The following is a 19778-nucleotide window of genomic DNA, read 5'->3' as shown; positions in this document are numbered from 1 at the left end:
TTTTTGAGCTCTTTTTTTGTCGAGCTATGGCCGATAAACCTTGGCATTGCTGTAACCGGCCTCGGTAAGATGGATCGCCTGCAGTCGACTCATGACGCCACGATCGCAATACAAGTAATAGTCAACATTGGCATCAAGATTTGCGAATGCCGTCGCCAGCTTGAAGAACGGAATGTGTTCGACAAAGGCGTTACTTAATTCCAGAGGATCGCGCTCAACCTCTTCATCGGAGCGAACATCAATGACATGAGCATGAAGCGGCAGGCTCGCAACAATATCAACATCTTGCTGCGGCTTCGGCTTGTTCATGATGTCACGAATATCTTCTGCTTTGGCGCGATACACCGCTTCATTCAACAAGCCCATGTTGAGCTTGCTCTCTTCTTCACGAACTCGGTTTAAGTCAGCTTTAATCGTCGGGCTGTTGGAAATAACTCCGCAGTACTCTGGCATACTTGCTGACAACTGCTGGGTACCAATGGCTCGCGCCTGATCAATGATATCTTGCTTGTCGGTGACAATCAGCGGGCGCAGAATGACATGCTCAGTCACTTCATCAATCACCGACAAGTTAGTGATGGTCTGACTAGAAACCTGGCCCACCGCCTCGCCTGTGACCAGCGCTTTGATGCCAACCTTGTCAGCCACTTGCGCTGCGGCTCGCATCATCATGCGCTTGAGGATCACGCCCATGTGGCCATTGTCGACATTCTCTAAAATATCGCCGACCACTTCATCAAAGGGTACCGCGATAAATTTCACTCGGTGAGATGCGCCATACTGGCTCCACAACAAGTGGGCCATTTCACGGACGCCCGCTTCATGGGCATCACCACCCAAATTGAAAAAGCAATAATGAACCCGGCAACCGCGCTTAATGAACTGAAACGATGACACGGCCGAGTCGAAGCCGCCGGAAATTAGGCTCAACACACTTTCTTGGGTCGCGATCGGAAAACCACCTAAGCCCTTTAGCTGGCGCGTGATCATCGACACACTATCACCGGCGATCTCCAAGCGGATCTCCAGATCAGGATTTTTCAGCTGCACGCCCTTGGCATCAGAATTTTGATTGAGGCCGCCGCCGACATAACGCTCGACGTCAAGCGACGAAAAGTCCTGTTTGCCGGTGCGCTTGACTCGAACACAAAAGGTTTTACCGGCCAGCATCGGGCCATAAATCACCAACGCGCGCTGATATATGTCATCAATGGTCTGGTAATCGTATCGCTCGACTTGTTGCACCGCGTCAATGCCGGGCGTTTTGCACATGACTTCGACTAAACGCTCAACGGTTTCAGGAGCGAGGTCATCAGGACAATTGACGTCGATCTTATCCCAGGTTTGCTTGACGCGAACACCGTCATCGACGCGCTTCAATACGTTGCGTAAATTGCCTTCCAGCAACTTGATAAAACGCTTACGTACCGACTTACTCTTGACGACGATTTCGGGAAACAGCTTGATCACAAACTTCATAGCAAACAGGGCTCTCAGCAAACTGGTGATAAAATAGGCGCGGCAGTATACATCTTAGAAGGGTTCACGGGTAGTGCTTGAGGCAATGTCGCTTTTGACAGGCTGATCAAATATTGCTTTGTTGATCAGCCCCCAAAAGCCATTATTGAGTGACTTGAATCTCGCGAGAGTTCTTCGCTTTACCTTGCATGATTGAGATTTCAACGCGACGATTCTTCCGGCGGTTTTCATCCGAATCATTGGGCACTAGCGGCATTGACGCCGCTCGCCCCATGACCACCATGCGATCATCGTCAAAGCCATCCACCGCGGTCATTTCATGGGCTACCGCAACGGCGCGCTGGCTTGATAAATCCCAGTTGGAACGATACAGCTCCGAGCTAATTTTGGCATCATCTGTATGGCCAGAGATGGTCACTTCGCCCGGAATGTCCTTCAGCAGCGCTGCCACTTCTCGAACGATCGGTTTGAACTTAGGTTGTAAGAACGCCGAGCCAGATGGAAACGCGCCGCGCTCACGAATACGGATGATGATTTGTTGCCCCAGCGCTTCGATTTCGATGGCGCCATCAACGATTTCATCTTCCAGCTGCGCCGCCATTCGTTTCGCCGTTTCAGCGGTTTCTTTTTGCATTTCCTGTTGCTGCTCTTGTGCCACTGAGTCGCTTTCGGCATCCGTCACTTCAAACGACGGATTAGACTTTTGCTGAGCATCGGACTGACTTTGGCCGCCGGAGGTGGTGTCGCGTCCTTCTTGGAATTCCAGCGATGGCTTGGTGATGTCCATGGTGTGCTGAGTAATTTGATCAATCGGAGTTGGATCGGGTCGGCCAGGGCGGAATTCCTGAGCAATCACGCTGGTGCCTTTTGGAATGTCTTTCACCTCGATCTGGTTTTGCACACCAAAGGCATACTTCATTGAACCAGCGATCTGTTTAAATTTCAGAACATCCATTTCCGAGAAGGCGAGGAGTAGCACGAAGAAGCACATCAGCAACGACATCAAGTCGGCAAATGTTGCCATCCAGGCGGGGATCCCGGCGGGGCATTTGCACTCTTCTTCTTCCATCTCCCTACTCCTCGGTGGTGTCGATCTTGCGCTTGCCTTCGGCTAAGTAGTTTTTCAACATGCCATCGAGCACACGAGGGTTTTGGCCATCTTGAATGCCGAGAATGGCATCCATGATCAGGCGACGGTTGAGCATTTCTTCTTCTTTGCGGAGCGCTAGTTTATCAGCAATAGGAATCGCCACCATATTAGCCAACATGGCGCCATAGAGAGTGGTTAACAAAGCAACCGCCATCGCTGGGCCAATCGCTTTCGGGTCATCCATATTCGACAACATCGCCACCAAGCCAATCAGGGTACCGATCATCCCCATCGCTGGCGCCACGTCGCCTAATTTAGTGAAGATTGAGATCCCCATTTCATGGCGGTCGTTAGTCAATTTGATGTCTTTCGAAAGGGCGCCGCGAACGACATCGGCATCGTGACCGTCGACCAGCAAATCGACGCCTTTTTGCATGAAATTGTTGTCAATTTCGGCTTCTTCCAACGCAAGAAAGCCGCCTTTGCGGGCGGCATCAGCCATTTCAACGGCTTTTTCAATGAGGTCGTCAGGCTTGTCGTTTTTAAACATGAACGCCTTGCCGGCAATTTTTGCGGCACCGAGAAATTGGCCCATGTTGAACTTCATTAACACCACGAACAGTGAACCGCAGAGCACGATAAGAACCGATGGCACATCGACAAACATTCCGATGCTACCGCCAGATACCATGGCCATGATGACGAATGCGAATGCACCGATAAGACCAATGAGCGTTGCTAAATCCACCTAACTACTCCTTTACCGACGTGATTTTTGTTTGCATTCAGTTGGTTCTTGCTCTCATTGTGGCAGATTACGGTTATAAATGCATACTCCCACTGACGCAAGTTATGGCCCTAATTTTGGCACAATATTGTGCATTCAGATTGATTCAGCGGCACTGCTGCGATACCTTTGCGCGATATTGTGAAGGAGTAAGCAATGGCTGTGAAAAAACCGGAAAATCTGAGCTTTGACGAAGCCATGTCTGAACTAGAGCAAGTGGTGGTCGAACTGGAGTCTGGTGACATCCCGTTAGAGCAAGCGCTAAAGCGCTTTGAGCGGGGCATTGCATTGGCTCGCACGACCCGCGACAAACTTGATCAAGCCGAGCAGCAAGTCAAAATTTTACTAAGCCAGGACGATCAAGCTCCGCTGAGCCCATTTGAAGAGCAAGGTTCGTGATAGCAGATTTTGCTGATTTGGCCGAGATTCAACGCCACTACCAACAGCGCATTAACCAATACCTGAGCCAAGTGATTGACCAGCTGCCTGCTCAAGACACCAAGCTAAAGGCAGCGATGGGGCATGGTTTGCTGCTTGGCGGCAAACGCGCTAGACCATTTCTGGTTTATGCCACCGCCCATATGCTCAATGTGCCACTCGACCACGTTGATCCAGTCGCTGCCGCCATTGAATGTGTTCATGCTTATTCGTTAATTCATGATGATTTACCCGCCATGGACGACGATGAGTTGCGTCGCGGCCAGCCGACCTGCCATGTCGCCTTTGATGAGGCAACCGCAGTATTAGCTGGCGATGCCTTGCAAACCCTTGCCTTTGAGTTACTGAGTCGCGCTGATTCACCATTAACCGCTGCTATCCAGATCCGGCTAATCCAAAGTTTATCGCGTGCCAGTGGTTACCTCGGTATGTGCGGTGGCCAGGGCATGGATTTAGCGGCAACCGATCAACCAGTCACGCTGGAACGGCTTGAACAAATTCACACCGCCAAAACTGGCGCGTTACTGAGATGTGCGGTTGAAATGGCCGCGATTGTCGGCCAATTGCCTCAGCAACAAACCGAACTCTTGCTGCAATTCGCCAGCGATATTGGCCTCGCGTTTCAGGTCCAAGACGACATTCTCGACGTCACCTCGGACACCGAAACCTTGGGCAAACCCCAAGGTTCAGACCAAGCGGCCAATAAATCGACCTACCCAGCATTGCTCGGATTATCTGGCGCGCGCCAAAAAGCTGACAGCTTGTTACAATCGGCGCTACACGCCTTGCAAACTTTGCCATACAATAGTGCTCAACTTGAAGCATTTGCTCGTTACATCGTCTCTCGCGACCATTAACGGCAAACCAATTATTACAACAACAAAGCTACGTAACTGCCCATGACCATACAACCTGCTGACTACCCCCTGTTGATGAAAATTAACAGCCCTGACGATTTACGGCTGTTATCTCAGGATCAATTGCCCCAAGTGTGTCGGGAGTTGCGTCAGTATCTGCTGGCATCAGTTAGTCGCAGCAGTGGTCATCTGGCTTCTGGTCTGGGAACGGTGGAATTAACCGTTGCGCTGCATTACGTCTACAACACGCCGGATGATCGGTTGCTGTGGGACGTTGGTCATCAAGCCTATCCACACAAAATTTTAACTGGTCGCCGCGACCGCTTGCACACCATTAAGCAAAAAGACGGCTTGCATCCGTTTCCTTGGCGCCAAGAAAGCCCCTATGATCACTTTAATGTTGGCCATTCCAGCACCACCATTAGTGCCGCCTTGGGCATGGCGATGGCGTTTAAACATCAGGGTAGCGAACAACAAGTGGTATCGATCATCGGTGACGGTGCGATGACCGCTGGCATGGCGTTTGAAGCGTTAAATCACGCCGGCGATGTTCACCCCAACATGCTGGTGATCCTCAACGACAATGAAATGTCGATTAGCGAAAACGTCGGCGCCTTGAATAACCACTTTGCTCGATTACTTTCGGGCAGTTTCTATTCCAGCATTCGCGAAGGCGGTAAAAAAGTCTTGTCCGGCTTGCCACCAATTAAAGAATTGGCTCGCCGCACCGAAGAACACCTCAAAGGTATGGTGGTTCCGGGCACTTTCTTTGAAGAGCTGGGCTTCAACTACATTGGCCCCATTGACGGCCACGATATTGAAACCTTGGTTGAAACGCTGCACAACATGCGTCACCTGAAAGGGCCTCAATTGCTGCACATCAAAACCGTTAAGGGTAAAGGCTACGAGCCTGCCGAGAAAGACCCAATTGGCTATCACGCGGTGCCGAAATTTGATCCCAGCACGACTGCGTTACCAAGCAGCAAACCTGGCGTGCCAACCTACTCACAGGTATTTGGCGACTGGCTCTGTGAAGTCGCCACTCAAGATCCAAACCTGATGGCCATTACCCCAGCCATGCGTGAAGGCTCCGGCATGGTGAAATTTTCCAAGCAGTTCCCGCAACAATACATTGATGTAGCCATTGCGGAGCAGCACGCGGTGACCCTAGCCGCCGGTCTGGCCTGTGAAGGCAGCAAAGTGGTGGTAGCAATCTATTCGACCTTCCTCCAGCGTGGCTATGATCAAGTCATTCACGATGTCGCGATCCAAGATTTACCGGTATTGTTTGCCATTGACCGCGCTGGCGTAGTCGGTTCTGATGGCCCTACCCACCAAGGTGCGTTCGATATCAGCTTCCTCCGTTGCATTCCAACCATGGTAATCATGGTGCCATCGGATGAAGCCGAATGCCGAAACATGCTCTACACCGGTTATCAACTCGATAAACCCGCTGCCGTTCGTTACCCCCGCGGCAAAGGCACTGGCGTATCACTCGCCGAACCGATGCAGGCCATTGCTATTGGCCAGTCCAAAACGGTTCGTCAAAGCAGCGCCTCCAAAGTCGCGATTCTGGCCTTTGGGCCATTACTTCACGAGTGTAAAGCTGCCGCAGACAGCCTTGATGCCACCCTTATCGACATGCGCTTTGCCAAGCCGTTGGATGAGCAGCGCATTATTGAATTAGGCCAAAGTCACGATGTGTTAGTCACGGTTGAAGACCAAGCCATTATGGGCGGCGCAGGCTCGGCAGTCGTCGAACTATTGATGGCCAACAAAGTTGCCAAGCCGGTGCTACAACTGGGCTTACCTGATCAGTTTATTAAGCACGGCAGCCAGGAAGAAATTCTGGCAGAGCTGGGACTTGATGCAGCCGGTATCGAGCAAAGGATTCGCCGTTATTGCCAAAGCTAAGCTTCTTGGCAACCAGCAATTGCAAAATCCAAAAAAGCAGCGCCCAAGCGCTGCTTTTGGCTGAAATGACTGGCTCTAATTAGTGCACATAACCTTGCAATAACATCAAGCCAAGCCACGCCATGGCGCCGGCCAATAGATCGTCAACCATAATGCCGAAACCGCCGTGAACGTGGCGGTCAAGCCAGCGAATAGGCCATGGCTTGATGATGTCGAAAAAGCGGAACAGGACAAAACCAAGCAATAGATTCTGCCAGCTCAATGGAATAGCAATAAAAGTCACCATCATGCCGGCAAACTCATCCCAGACAATGGCAGGATGGTCGTGGTAACCGAAATCATCGGCGGTACGGCCACACAGGTAATTACCAATCACACAAGCCAGCACTGTCACTGCGAGATAACCCCATAGTGGCAGTTGCATCATCAACATCACCAGTGGAATTGCCGCCAGTGAGCCAAAGGTCCCTGGCGCCTTAGGAGCGAGTCCACTGCCAAAACCAACAGCAGCCCAGTGGGTTAAATTGCGCGGTTGTAACTTAGGTTTTGCTGAATTGTTTGCTGAGTCAGTCATGAGAAATGCAAGTATCCTTGTGCCCGCCAATCAACGTGTTGCTGTTGATACTGAATCGTTAGTTTACCCGTCTGATTAATCTCGCCAATCACGGTGACTGGGGTATTGCTTTGCTCGGCAGCCGCCAATACCTGCTGCAACAAGTCTGGCGAGACGGTAAAGCAAAGCTCGTAATCATCACCGCCTTTGAGTGCATTTAACGCCGCTTGCTTTGCACCGAGAGCAAGCATGGCGGCGGCAGAAACGGGCAATTGATCGGTATTAATGGTAGCCCCCAGCGCATGACCAGAAGCGCGACTTGAGCGCGCCAGAATATGCCCCAGATCAGCCGACAAACCATCCGAAATATCAACACAGGAGGTTGCGAACTGACGAATCGCCAACCCCAATTCGATTCGAGGTATGGGGCGAAACAAGCGCCGCTCCAACGCGGCAATATCAGCCACAGGCAAGGACGCTATCTTCTCTTGCTGAAGCGCCAATGCAGCATCGCCCAACGAGCCAGAGACAAGTATCAAGTCACCCGCTTTGGCGCCACAACGGGTCATCGCCGAACCGGCCGGTAACTGCCCTTGAGCAGTCAAGCTCAAGGTTAACGGACCACGAGTGGTATCACCGCCGATCAGGCTAACACCATAATGCTGCAAGCGATTGGCCAGCATAGTAGCAAACTCCGCTAGCCAGTTTGTATCACTGCTTGGCAAGGTTAGCGCGAGGCTCACCCAGCAAGGTTCGGCGCCCATGGCGGCTAAGTCAGACAGGTTTACCGCGACCAGCTTGTGAGCTAAATCGGCAGCATTAAGGCGATCATCGAAATGAACACCATCAACCATAGTGTCGGTGGTAATGGCAATTTGATAGCCGGACTTGGGTTGCAGTAACGCACAATCATCGCCAATGCCGAGGACGACATCAGCGCGTTTAGAATGGGCTTTAGAAAAGAACTGCTGAATGAGGTCAAACTCGTTCACAGCAGTTCCCTTAGCAGAAGAGAGTGCACACTCGATTAAGCGCGAGGCGCCATTTGATCGAGCACACCATTGACGAACTTGTGGCTATCGTCGCTGGCAAACACCTTAGCCAGTTCAATGGCTTCGTTAATCACGACCTTGTATGGTGTCTGGCGAGCCGACAATTCATAGGCCGCCAATCGCAAAATCGCTTTGTCGATTTGATCAACCTCATCGAGTGGTCGAGACGTTAACGCCGATAAACGTGCATCCAAGCTTTTTACTTGACTGGCAACACCACTGAGTAATTCGCGGAAATACTCAATGTCAGCGCCATCCATGTCTTGATCCGTCATAAAGTGGACTTCCACTTCAGCCATTGGATCGCCGCTCAACTGCCAGCTATAGATGGCTTGAACGGCTAATTCACGTGCCTTACGGCGAGCTTTGGGATTCAAGTCGAGCTCCTAATTAGCCAATTTCAGCGAGTACGTTAACCATTTCCAGCGCGCCCATTGCGGCTTCACCGCCTTTGTTACCGGCTTTAGTGCCCGCACGCTCAATGGCTTGCTCGATGGTATCAGTGGTCAAGACGCCAAACGCGACCGGAATATCGTATTGCAGCGACACTTGCGCCAGACCTTTGTTACTCTCGCCAGCGACGAAATCAAAGTGCGGAGTGCCGCCACGGATCACCGCACCCAATGCGATAATGGCATCGGTACCGCCTTTTTTCGCCACCCGCTGCGCCGCAACCGGTAATTCATAAGCGCCCGGGACGCGAACAATGGTGATGTTGTCATCACTGACCTGACCGACACGCTTTAGCGTGTCGAGTGCGCCTTCAACTAGGCTCTCAACAATAAAGCTGTTAAAACGGCTTACCACAATGGTGATGTGTGCATTTGGGGCGACCAAACCGCCTTCAATTACCTTCATGTATGTGCTCACTTACGTTAATTCTTGCATGATCAGCGCATCGGCTAAAATTCTGGCCGAATCATAGCACAGCCGAACGACCGGCTATACCTTTCTTAATTGCTATATCGCATGTTAAATGTGTGTACCCAAAGTAGTTGGAGGTGCTTGTAGGCGGCGAGCCAGTTAGACCCCATGAACATCGACAGACGACGAGATTAGGGCGAAAGCGCGCGGCCAACAACCAAGCAGCCCCTCGTACCGAGGGAACCAATTAATCCGAAATATATTCAACCACTTCAAGACCGAAGCCAGACAGCGCGTGGTAGCGCTTGGGCGAACTGAGCAAGCGCATTTTCTTGACGCCCAGCTCCGCGAGAATCTGGCTGCCGACGCCAACGCGGCGAGATGTCCCTTGCCATTTGGCGGCCGGCGGACGTTCACCATTATCTTCAAGCTCGAAGTTTTTCAGTTTGGCGAGAATTTCTTCATTACTTTCTTCGCGCCCCAGCACCACCAGCACGCCACCTTCAGCGGCGATCCGTCCGAGTGCCCGCGGCAGATCCCAACTGCGATCCGAAGCCCGATCCGTATGTAGCACATCATTTAGCAAATTCTGCAAATGAACTCGAACCATGGTTGGTGAATCTTCGCTGATCTCGCCCATTTGCATGGCGTAATGCAGTTGGTTATCAATGGTGTCACGGAAGGTGTGCAATTCAAACTCACCAAACTCCGTTGGCAATTTGCACTGAGCAACTTTTTCAATGGTGGTCTCATTCAAGTTGCGATATTCAATCAGCTCTGCAATGGTGCCGATTTTGACGCCATGCTTAGCGGAGAACTTAAGCAGATCGTCGCGTCGAGCCATGCTGCCATCATCATTGAGGATCTCCACAATCACCGCTGCCGCTTCAAAGCCGGCGATACGAGCTAAGTCGCAGCCCGCTTCGGTGTGACCTGCACGGGTCAGCACGCCGCCATCTTGTGCCATTAGCGGAAATATATGGCCAGGCTGAACCAAATCAGCAGCTTTGGCATCTTTTGCCACCGCCGCCTGCACAGTGCGCGCACGATCGGCCGCGGATATGCCTGTGGTTACCCCTTCGGCCGCTTCAATCGACACGGTAAAGTTGGTGGAAAATTGCGCGGTATTGGAATCCACCATCAGTGGCAAATTCAGCTGGATGCAGCGTTCTTTTGTCAGCGTCAGACAGATCAGGCCACGGCCATAGGTGGCCATAAAGTTAATCGCCTCAGGTGTGACGGCCTCGGCAGCAATAATTAAATCGCCTTCGTTTTCACGATCTTCATCGTCAACCAAAATCACCATGCGCTTTTGTCGAATTTCTTCGATGATTTCAGCAGCCGGAGAAAATTTCATGTTAGTACCTCTGAACTATCAGATGTGTTGCCAGTTTAGTCGCTTAGGTTGCGGCCGTTACTTATTTCATAAAACCAGATTTAGCCAGCAGAGCCATTGTCACCCCGTCGTGCGGCGACTGTTCGCTCGATGCCGTCATCAAACGTTCTAAATAACGCGCAATTAGATCCACTTCCAAATTAACCAGATCACCTGCGGTTCGTTCAATCAAAGTGGTTTCGGCACGAGTATGGGGAATAATGGTCAGGCGAAACTTAGCGCCATCAACCTCGTTAATGGTCAGGCTAATGCCATCAATGGTCACCGAACCTTTTTCGGCAATGTACTTGGCCAGTTCGGCAGGGGCTTGAAACCAATATTGCCAAGCCGAACCTTGCTGCTCGGCAGACAACAGTCGCGCGGTGCCGTCAACGTGGCCACTGACTAAGTGACCGCCAAGGCGGGTTGTGGGTGTCACCGCTTTTTCAAGATTGACTGACCAGCCGATTTGCAAACCAGCAAGCGCCGTGCGACTAAGCGATTCAACCGAAACATCAGCGCTGAAGCTGCCGCTATCAAATTGCGTGACGGTCAAACAAACGCCATTGACCGCAATGCTATCGCCCAGCTGGACATCGCTCATGTCGAGTTTGCCAACGGCAATGGTCAGGACCATATCAGAGCCGGATTTTAGTAACCCTTTGACATGGCCAACAGATTCAATAATTCCTGTAAACACAACAACCTTTACTTAGAAAATTTGGCAATAAGCCGTAGATCAGGACCGATGGTATCAATGGACTGCCACTCAAGCTCAAGCACATCATCCATGGTGGTCATCATTGGCAAGCCGAGCATACCGCGGCTATGGTGGCCCATCAGTTTAGGTGCCATGTACACCACCATTCGATCGACCAGTTTTTCAGACACAAATGCGCCGGCTAATGCCGCGCCAGTTTCAACCCAGACATCATTGTATTCACACTGACCCAAAGCGGCCAGCAATGACGGTAAATCAAAGCCAGTGACGCCGTAATCTAAATGCAACGTGCGAACGCCAGCCACAGGAGGCTTCGCTTTGGGTGGCAATACTAACACCAGACTTTCGGGATCATTAAAAATTGGTTCTTCGCCGGTCAAGCGGCAGCGACCATCTAAGATCACACGGTCTGGTTGGCGCATGCCATCGCTGGCTTCTGGGCTGCCAAAATCAGCTGCCGTCATGCCAAATTGTTCGGGCCGGACATTCATTTGTGCTTTATCGACGATCACTGATTCTGCCGATGACAAAACTGCGCAGCTCTCCGCTCGGAACCGATGGACATCGGCGCGCGCAACATCCGAGGTGATCCACTGACTAACGCCGTTGGCTAAGGCGGTTCGACCATCAAGCGAAGCGGCCATTTTTAGCGTAATGCGCGGCGTTCCGGTTGACATTCGTTTGATAAAGCCAGGATTGAGCATCTCACATTCGGCTTTGGCGACATCGGCCTCAACCTCAATACCGGCGGCTTTCAGCATAGCAATACCGCGGCCAGAAACTTGCGGATTGGGATCGGTCATGCCGATCACCACGCGCTTGATACCTGCGTCAATCAACGCTTGTGCGCAAGGCCCAGTGCGGCCCGTGTGGGAGCATGGCTCTAAGGTGACATAGGCAGTGGCACCTTGGGCTTGTTCGCCTGCAGCTTGCAAGGCATAAATCTCGGCATGCGGTTGTCCGGCTTTAAGGTGGGCACCTTCCCCAACAATCACGCCATCTTTGACAATCACGCAGCCGACTCTCGGGTTTGGCGTGGTGGTGTACCAACCTTGCTCGGCCAGCACGATAGCGTGAGTAATCCATCCTTGATCAGTAGCAGGCATATTCATGTTTAACGTTCCAGTTTGGCAATGGCCTGAGCGAAGTCATCCAAGTCTTCAAAAGAAAAGTACACCGAAGCAAAGCGGATATAGGCCACTTTATCAACGTTTTTTAACGCTTCCATGACTTGCTGACCAACCATTTCACTGGGCACTTCTCGCTCACCGGTAGCGCGCAAATTTGACATGATATCGCTGAGGATTTGCTCGGTTTGCTCGGTGCTAACCGGCCGCTTTTCCAATGCCCGCTGAATCCCCGAGCGCAGCTTATCTTCATTAAATGGTTCGCGTGAACCATCGCGTTTAACCAGCCTCGGCATCACCAGCTCAGCGCCTTCAAAGGTAGTAAAACGTTCATGACAAGCTGTGCATTCGCGCCGGCGGCGAACTTGATAACCGTTGGACACCAAACGTGAATCAATCACCTTGGTATCGGTCTGATTACAGAATGGGCAATGCATATTGTGGGTCCTTTACAAAACAAAAGGGCCAGCAAGTGCCAGCCCTTTATTCCGTTTACTCATTTAAGCCGAATTAGGCGTAAACAGGGAATTTACGACACAGTTCAACGACTTTATCACGAGTTGCAGCAATTACCGCCTCGTCTTCGAGATTATCGATCACATCGCACATCCAGCCGGCTAATAAACGTGCTTCATCGGCACGGAAACCGCGGCGAGTGATTGCTGGCGTACCAACGCGTAGACCACTGGTCACGAATGGTGAGCGAGGATCGTTTGGTACCGAGTTTTTATTCACGGTGATGTTGGCGCGGCCCAAAGCAGCATCGGCATCTTTACCAGTGATGTCTTTCTCAATCAGGTCAACCAAGAACAAGTGGTTGTCAGTACCACCAGAAACAATGTTGAAGCCGCGCTCGATGAACACAGCAGCCATTGCTTTGGCGTTTTCCAATACTTGTGCTTGATAAGTTTTGAACTCAGGCTGCAGCGCTTCTTTGAAAGCAACGGCTTTGGCAGCAATCACGTGACACAGAGGACCACCCTGACCGCCAGGGAAAACCGCGCTGTTCAGTTTCTTGTAGATGTCGTCATCGCCACAAGCAGACAAGATCAAACCGCCGCGAGGACCAGCCAGCGTTTTGTGAGTTGTGGTAGTTACAACGTGGGCATGTGGCAGTGGGTTTGGATACAAACCTGCAGCAATTAAGCCAGCAACGTGTGCCATATCAACGAACAGGTACGCGCCAACTTTGTCTGCGATTTCGCGGAACTTAGCCCAGTCGAGAATACCTGAGTAGGCAGAGAAGCCGCCGATGATCATTTTTGGCTTGTGCTCAACGGCCAAACGCTCGATTTCTTCGTAATCGATGACGCCATTTTCATCAATGCCGTATTGCACCGCTTCGTACAACTTACCAGAGAAGTTAACGTGTGAACCGTGCGTTAAGTGACCACCGTGGGCCAAGCTCATGCCCAGTACTTTATCGCCACCTTTCAGCAATGCTTGGAACACTGCCGCATTGGCTTGTGAGCCAGAGTGTGGCTGGACATTGGCATAATCAGCACCAAACAGCTGCTTAGCACGGTCGATAGCCAGTTGCTCAGAAACATCAACGTACTCACAACCGCCGTAGTAGCGCTTGCCTGGGTAACCTTCAGCATATTTGTTGGTCAGCTGAGAGCCTTGCGCTTCTAGTACACGAGGGCTGCAGTAGTTCTCAGAAGCGATCAACTCGATGTGATCTTCCTGACGTTTCACTTCCTGCTGCATGGACTCCCACAATTCTGGGTCGAAATCAGCAATGTTCATATTGCGTTCTAACATGGTCACTCCCACTGACAAAGGCGTGAGCAAAGGGCTCACACAAAGCATAAAAAGCAAAAATTTAGGGCGCGTATTCTACCTGCAATCGCTGAATATGCCTACCTTTTGTTCGACTGTTTGGATCAGTTTATTTGCAGAGCCCAATCAAACCGCGGCGCCACCTTGTTGCGGCGAGACGGTTTCGTTGTTTGGGCAGCGCCTTCGGCAACCATGATTCACTGCAATTGTTGAGCGAGATACCTACAAAGGCAGTTTGCTATGGGCTACAATCTGCGCCAATTTCCATCTCAAAAAAGATTCGAAGATCCCATGGCTCAATACGTCTATACCATGAACCGGGTGAGCAAAATCGTGCCACCCAAGCGTGAAATCCTGAAAAACATTTCTTTGAGTTTCTTCCCCGGCGCCAAAATTGGCGTTCTCGGTTTAAACGGTGCCGGTAAATCGACCCTGCTGCGCATTATGGCCGGTATTGATACCGACATTGACGGTGAAGCGCGGCCGATGCCTGACATCAAAGTCGGTTACCTGCCGCAGGAGCCGAAACTGGACGAAGAGCAAACCGTCCGCGAAGCAGTCGAAGAAGCGGTTTCTGACGTAAAAGACGCCATGGCCAAATTGGATCAGGTTTACGCCGCCTACGCCGAGCCCGATGCCGATTTCGATGCGCTCGCTAAAGAGCAAGGCAAGCTCGAAGCCATTATCAATTCTCACGATGGCCACAATCTCGAGAATCAATTGGAACGTGCCGCAGATGCCCTGCGCTTGCCCGAGTGGGATGCCCAGATTAAACACCTTTCTGGTGGTGAACGTCGCCGTGTGGCGATCTGCCGTTTGCTGCTGGAAAAACCAGACATGCTGCTGCTCGACGAGCCAACCAACCACCTCGACGCCGAATCTGTTGCTTGGCTAGAGCGCTTCTTAGTTGATTACAACGGCACCGTTGTTGCAATTACCCACGACCGTTATTTCCTTGATAACGCAGCCGGTTGGATCCTCGAACTTGACCGCGGCCACGGTATTCCGTGGGAAGGCAACTACTCCAGCTGGCTGGAGCAAAAAGATGCCCGTTTGAAAGAAGAAGCAGCGCAAGAAAAAGCACGTCAGAAAACCATCGAAAAAGAATTGGAGTGGGTTCGCTCAAATCCAAAAGGCCGCCAAGCGAAAAGCAAGGCGCGGATGGCTCGTTTTGAAGAACTACAAAGCTCGGATCACCAAAAACGCAACGAAACTAATGAGCTGTTCATTCCACCTGGACCACGCTTGGGTGACAAAGTGGTTGAAGTGGAAAACCTCACCAAGAGCTTTGGCGAGCGCGTTCTTATCGACAATTTGTCCTTTTCGGTACCCAAAGGTGCGATCGTCGGCATTATCGGCCCTAACGGTGCGGGTAAATCGACTCTGTTCAAGATGATTAGCGGTACCGAGCAGCCTGATTCTGGTTCTGTCACCTTAGGCGAAACCGTGAGTTTGGCCTCGGTAGACCAGTTCCGCGACAGCATGGACGATAAAAACACGGTGTATCAGGAAATCTCCGAAGGTGAAGAAATCCTCACCATTGGTAACTTTGAGATCAACGCTCGGGCCTATGTATCGCGCTTTAACTTTAAGGGCAGCGATCAGCAAAAACGTATTGGTGAACTCTCCGGTGGTGAACGCAACCGAGTACACCTAGCAAAACTGCTTAAAGCTGGCGGCAACTTGTTGTTGCTCGATGAGCCAACCAATGATCTGGACGTTGAAACCTTGCGTGCACTGGAAGAAGCACTGCTGGAATTCCCAGGCTGCGCCATGGTGATCTCGCACGACCGTTGGTTCCTCGACCGCGTAGCGACCCATATCCTTGATTATCGCGATGAAGGCCAAGTCAACTTCTATGAGGGCAACTATACTGATTACGAAGCTTGGTTAAGTGATACGCTAGGTCAAAGTGCCACTGAGCCACACCGCTTAAAATACAAGCGTATTCACAAATAAATCGGTCGCGGCCGTTTGCTGAGCATTGAACCGGAGTCACGGTTCGGGCTCTAAATGGTAGGCGGCCCATCCATCCGGATTTATATTTAGATTTGCAGATTTGAACTAAGGCTTTGAAATGACAACTCAAGATGAACGTCGCAAGTTTTTTCGTATTGTCCTTGATTGGCCGGTAGAGGTGGTCGTCGGTGAAGTCAGAACACCCGCGGTGTTGATTGATTTATCGTTCAAAGGCCTTTTATTGCATAGCGACACCATGCAGCTTCCGGTTGATGAAAAGGTTGATGTTGAAATACACAACCCTGAATCTGACAGCCCGATGAACTTCAAAGCACACGTTGTGAGAGCCTCGGCGGGTAACTTCGCAATGCAAATCGACACTGTCGATATTGATACCATGAGTGAATTGCGCCGCACCATCGAACTCAATATCGGCAACGATGCCCTACTCCAACGGGACTTAGAGCAACTTCTGCAAGTGAGTTAATGGATTAAAATTATGGTCTGCAAACGTCGGCTTGGTCCGGCGTTTTTTTATGCCTAACAAAAGACGACGGGCAAAAATTGAAATTCGTGCTAGCTTAAAACTGAACCCTCATCCTCTCATATCAAAAGGAATTGACATGACTGAAGCTATCATCAAGGAAGATCTACCCCAGCGTTCCAAGAACGAACTCCTGAAAATCGCCGTTTGGCTCATTGCGTTGTTATTTGTCCCCGGCATCATCGCCGGCATGGCAGTTGGCATCTACGCTGGCTTTCAAACAGGCATGACCACGGATATGGAGCCAGCCGCGTTTGACCAACTCATTAACAGCCCGCCACTGAGCTTAATCATGATGCTCGGTGCATCATTGCTGACTTTACCCTTATTAAAGAGCGCCACGGCAGGCAGCAGTTGGCAAGATGCGCTGCGCTATTATCGTGTTGGTCATGTGGCGCGTTTGCCAATGATAAAAGCCATTGGCGCCATGCTGCTGCTATTTGTGAGCTTTTCAGTGTTGAGCCAACTCTTTGCACTGCCACCAGAGCCATTTATGGAAACATTGCAAGCTGGATTGAGTTCTCCGGCCAACATTGTCCTGCTCATGGTGACGATTTGCTTGGTGGTACCGGTTGTTGAAGAATTTGTATTTCGCGGTTGGCTTTTCGGTCGCTTGCTGGATGCCCGAGTCGGCGGCCAACATGGGCCGCTGCTTATCACCACAATACTGTTTACCTTGATCCACGCCCAATATCAGTCTTGGTATACCTTCGCTTTCATTGCTGTAGTTGGCTTGCTGCTCGGCATGCTCCGACAGCGCTACAACAACATAAGCTATGCCATTGCTGCCCACATGGCGCTTAATTGCATGAGCACGCTGATGCTGTTCATCGACTCTACAAGTTAACTCTGAGTACTCACGGTTAATGCTCTATGAAAGATCTGAAATCTGAGATCTGTAAACATCTACTGACTTCTAGCGCCCTGCTATAGTTATCGAGTTAGTTGTACCAATAATGGACACACCAGCACTGCGCGAACTGGTTGTACGCTCAACACACCCGGTAAGGGAACCATCGGTGCGGGTCTGATATTTGACAGTAAAGAGGGAGTAGCGATGACCTCCAACCGTACCAAAGCAAAAACGCCAACGCCTCAAGTTGAAAACAAACCTGAGAAAGAGCCAACGGTCATTATTGCCGATGAAATGGTTCCTGCGCCTGCGCCAACAAATTACAACTTCTTCACTGAACGAGAACTGGAGAAGATCCTGTCCAACTTGGACACACTGCGTGATGATGTTTACCCACAGGTCGGCTCTGAACAAGAGCGAATCCCTGCCAACCATAGCTTTCCTTCGGTCTGCCTCATCGGCTTGGGACGCTGTGGTTCAAATATCGCATTGGAAGTGGCCACCCTAGTTTATCGAGCTCGCTCTTATTATTTGAATGAGTTCAAGAATATGGAGAAGCAGCGGTTGGAGAAAGACGGCCGACCACTGCGCTGGATCCGCCGCAGCTTGCACTTAAATGCCACCAATGCGCTAAAACCTATTTTTCTCATCGAGCCAATTGTGATGCTCGGCGATCTAGACAAAGACATCGCCGGCCGCATTCGCTATTCGTCACAAACCGAAGATGGCCGTTTTCTCGAAAATTACACCAAAATGAAAATCATGGATCTGTCCGAGGTCCATGCTGGCGGCGCCGGTAACGCGCCAATTCTTGGCCAGTACTTGGCCAAAATCATCCTCAATAAAGATACCGAAAAATTCAGCAACCCCGATTGGAAATTCATTCACTCATATTTGATTGATTCTTGCGGCATTAAAGCCAACCAAAGCCGTTTGTATTTCTACATATTCAGTGCTGGCGGCGGGACCGGCTCGGGCATGGCATCGGAATTTGGTCTGGCCCAGCAATACGCCTACATGCGCAAAACATTTGAAGTGCGCCCCAATGAAGCGCTTGATGACGATCGTCATCGCTCGTTTGTATTTGAACCAATTTTCACCAGCGGCATTTGTATTCTGCCAAACATCACCAATCAACAAGTGAGTGTCTCAGAAGCACTGCACATCAACGCTGGTCGCCTGCTCTGTAAATATTTATCGGAAGAATGGGACTTTTCCTACAACTACGATGACGAAGCAGAAAGCGAAGCGAGCGTGATGCAACGCATTCGGCCATGGAATGCGATGATGCTGATCTCCAATGACATCATGCGTTATGCCGAAGAAACTGACGACGCTAAGGCAGAAGAAATAGACGTCAACTCCATGGAGAAGTACGCCAACCAGTACATTTCGCAGCAGATCTTCAACATTCTAACTGCCCAAGCAGTTACCACGGATTACGATGAAAATTACTTCCGTCGCGCTGGTATTGATATTGGTGAGACCATCCGTTTAGATGCCAACGATTTGTTCATGAGTTTGGCTGGCCCTGTCGCAGTGGCGTATGCCGAAAGCGTGGTACCGCAATCGAAAGAAGCTCTGTTTGGTGACAAGCACAATGGCATTGATATCGACGATTTATTCTATCGTTCGATTGAATTGCCTCACTTTAACAAAGACACCCAAGCCATCGAAGGCATTAGCCTGTTACCCATTGAATCGGCTCGCTACCGAGATGCGCTGGCCAAGTATAAAAGCGGCAGTTACGACGCCAATGCGCTGAACAACCTACACTTTTTCAAAAACTGTTCGTCAGTGGTGTCAATCGTATCGCTACCAAAAGATTACAAACTGTCCTACGTGGCGCTGAACCGGCTGAAGAGCCACCTCAATGCCTTATTCCCGAACACCACATTGAAACGCTATGCGTTGGTCATTGGGACTTCGGCCAATCTATCGCTGACCACCCTAGTAGCGAAAAGCCCGTGCTTGAGTGATGACTTCATTACCCTGATTGTGTCTTACATCAAGCGCTGCTTCGCTAAGGACAAGTATCGCTACGACAGCACGTTAGATCAGGCAATTATCGAGCTCATCAAAGCCGAAACTTTTGATGAAGAAAAGATTGAATCGCTGGTCAATCAGTTTGAAAGTCCAGCCAAAATCCTCGATACCAACTGGTTTGCCATCAAACCCATGTACGAGAAGAAATATCGAGAGCTGATTCGAGACGACAATAAATTCCAGTCAATTAACGACATTCGGTTATCTTCAGAGAACATTAAGAAGACAATCCGTTACTTGCGTGAAATCTATCGTCACCGTATCAGTCGGACCAAAATACTGTCACTTAGTGATAACAAGCCAACAGAACTACTGTAGACACCATATCTAGACACTA

Annotated in this window: 19 protein-coding genes; 7 read left to right on the top strand and 12 right to left on the bottom strand. The window is 50.6% G+C overall.

The annotated features are described in order from the left end of the window. Positions 1 to 24: 24 nt before the first annotated feature. The 3 genes from thiI to pomA all read right to left on the bottom strand — a co-directional run bounded on the left by thiI (position 25) and on the right by pomA (position 3317). Positions 25 to 1479, bottom strand: coding sequence for a tRNA uracil 4-sulfurtransferase ThiI (gene thiI, locus IC617_RS05170; RefSeq protein WP_191143916.1), 1455 nt, complete (start codon positions 1477 to 1479; stop codon positions 25 to 27). Positions 1480 to 1621: 142 nt separating this feature from the next. Then, positions 1622 to 2548: a flagellar motor protein MotB gene (locus IC617_RS05165; protein WP_191143915.1), complete on the bottom strand. Its 927-nt coding sequence runs from the start codon at positions 2546 to 2548 to the stop codon at positions 1622 to 1624. A 4-nt stretch (positions 2549 to 2552) separates the two neighbouring features. After that, on the bottom strand, positions 2553 to 3317 hold the full coding sequence (gene pomA / locus IC617_RS05160) for a flagellar motor protein PomA (protein ID WP_191143914.1): 765 nt from the start codon (positions 3315 to 3317) through the stop codon (positions 2553 to 2555). Between the two features lie 195 nt (positions 3318 to 3512). On the opposite strand from pomA, the gene xseB reads away from it, so the two are divergent. Genes xseB through dxs form a run of 3 tightly spaced genes read left to right on the top strand, consistent with a single transcriptional unit; the run spans position 3513 to position 6565 of the window. After that, a complete protein-coding gene (gene xseB / locus IC617_RS05155; protein ID WP_191143913.1) occupies positions 3513 to 3755 on the top strand; it encodes an exodeoxyribonuclease VII small subunit in 243 nt (80 codons plus the stop codon). Further along, positions 3752 to 4651 (top strand): (2E,6E)-farnesyl diphosphate synthase, encoded by a 900-nt coding sequence (gene ispA / locus IC617_RS05150; RefSeq protein ID WP_369410364.1) that lies wholly within the window; start codon positions 3752 to 3754, stop codon positions 4649 to 4651. Before xseB ends, ispA begins: the two co-directional genes overlap by 4 nt. A gap of 42 nt (positions 4652 to 4693) precedes the next feature. Then, on the top strand, positions 4694 to 6565 hold the full coding sequence (gene dxs / locus IC617_RS05145) for a 1-deoxy-D-xylulose-5-phosphate synthase (protein ID WP_191143912.1): 1872 nt from the start codon (positions 4694 to 4696) through the stop codon (positions 6563 to 6565). 79 nt (positions 6566 to 6644) lie between these two features. Here the strand turns inward: dxs and IC617_RS05140 are convergent, their stop codons facing one another. From IC617_RS05140 to glyA, 9 genes are all read right to left on the bottom strand, one after another. After that, on the bottom strand, positions 6645 to 7139 hold the full coding sequence (locus IC617_RS05140; protein ID WP_191143911.1) for a phosphatidylglycerophosphatase A family protein: 495 nt from the start codon (positions 7137 to 7139) through the stop codon (positions 6645 to 6647). Next, on the bottom strand, positions 7136 to 8110 hold the full coding sequence (thiL, locus tag IC617_RS05135; RefSeq protein WP_191143910.1) for a thiamine-phosphate kinase: 975 nt from the start codon (positions 8108 to 8110) through the stop codon (positions 7136 to 7138). The genes IC617_RS05140 and thiL overlap by 4 nt, the downstream gene beginning before the upstream one ends. A 35-nt stretch (positions 8111 to 8145) precedes the next feature. After that, on the bottom strand, positions 8146 to 8547 hold the full coding sequence (nusB, locus tag IC617_RS05130; protein ID WP_191143909.1) for a transcription antitermination factor NusB: 402 nt from the start codon (positions 8545 to 8547) through the stop codon (positions 8146 to 8148). Between the two features lie 13 nt (positions 8548 to 8560). Next, positions 8561 to 9028 carry a 6,7-dimethyl-8-ribityllumazine synthase gene (ribH, locus tag IC617_RS05125; protein WP_087504995.1) on the bottom strand — a complete coding sequence of 156 codons (468 nt, stop codon included), beginning with the start codon at positions 9026 to 9028 and terminating at the stop codon, positions 8561 to 8563. A 253-nt stretch (positions 9029 to 9281) separates the two neighbouring features. Beyond that, the gene (gene ribBA / locus IC617_RS05120; protein WP_191143908.1) at positions 9282 to 10391 is read right to left on the bottom strand and encodes a bifunctional 3,4-dihydroxy-2-butanone-4-phosphate synthase/GTP cyclohydrolase II; all 1110 of its coding nucleotides are present in this window, start codon (positions 10389 to 10391) and stop codon (positions 9282 to 9284) included. A gap of 61 nt (positions 10392 to 10452) precedes the next feature. Continuing rightward, positions 10453 to 11109, bottom strand: coding sequence for a riboflavin synthase (locus tag IC617_RS05115; RefSeq protein ID WP_191143907.1), 657 nt, complete (start codon positions 11107 to 11109; stop codon positions 10453 to 10455). 8 nt (positions 11110 to 11117) lie between these two features. Beyond that, on the bottom strand, positions 11118 to 12242 hold the full coding sequence (gene ribD / locus IC617_RS05110; RefSeq protein ID WP_191143906.1) for a bifunctional diaminohydroxyphosphoribosylaminopyrimidine deaminase/5-amino-6-(5-phosphoribosylamino)uracil reductase RibD: 1125 nt from the start codon (positions 12240 to 12242) through the stop codon (positions 11118 to 11120). Positions 12243 to 12244: 2 nt separating this feature from the next. Further along, positions 12245 to 12694 carry a transcriptional regulator NrdR gene (gene nrdR / locus IC617_RS05105; protein ID WP_191143905.1) on the bottom strand — a complete coding sequence of 150 codons (450 nt, stop codon included), beginning with the start codon at positions 12692 to 12694 and terminating at the stop codon, positions 12245 to 12247. Between the two features lie 73 nt (positions 12695 to 12767). After that, positions 12768 to 14021, bottom strand: coding sequence for a serine hydroxymethyltransferase (gene glyA / locus IC617_RS05100; protein WP_191143904.1), 1254 nt, complete (start codon positions 14019 to 14021; stop codon positions 12768 to 12770). A gap of 309 nt (positions 14022 to 14330) precedes the next feature. Between glyA and ettA the strand changes: the two genes are divergently transcribed. The 4 genes from ettA (at position 14331) to IC617_RS05080 (ending at position 19759) form a co-directional block, all read left to right on the top strand. Next, entirely contained in the window at positions 14331 to 15998 is a 1668-nt protein-coding gene (gene ettA, locus IC617_RS05095) for an energy-dependent translational throttle protein EttA (RefSeq protein WP_191143903.1), read from the top strand. Between the two features lie 118 nt (positions 15999 to 16116). Next, entirely contained in the window at positions 16117 to 16485 is a 369-nt protein-coding gene (locus IC617_RS05090; RefSeq protein ID WP_191143902.1) for a PilZ domain-containing protein, read from the top strand. Between the two features lie 136 nt (positions 16486 to 16621). Further along, positions 16622 to 17389, top strand: coding sequence for a CPBP family intramembrane glutamic endopeptidase (locus tag IC617_RS05085; RefSeq protein ID WP_191143901.1), 768 nt, complete (start codon positions 16622 to 16624; stop codon positions 17387 to 17389). 210 nt (positions 17390 to 17599) lie between these two features. Next, the gene (locus tag IC617_RS05080) at positions 17600 to 19759 is read left to right on the top strand and encodes a hypothetical protein (protein ID WP_191143900.1); all 2160 of its coding nucleotides are present in this window, start codon (positions 17600 to 17602) and stop codon (positions 19757 to 19759) included. The last annotated feature ends 19 nt before the right edge of the window (positions 19760 to 19778 follow it).

Source organism: Neiella litorisoli (assembly GCF_014773395.1).
In the GTDB taxonomy this organism is placed as follows: Bacteria; Pseudomonadota; Gammaproteobacteria; order Enterobacterales; family Neiellaceae; genus Neiella; species Neiella litorisoli.
Note: the sequence above shows the minus strand (reverse complement) of the source record. Positions and strands in the feature narration are given on the sequence as shown.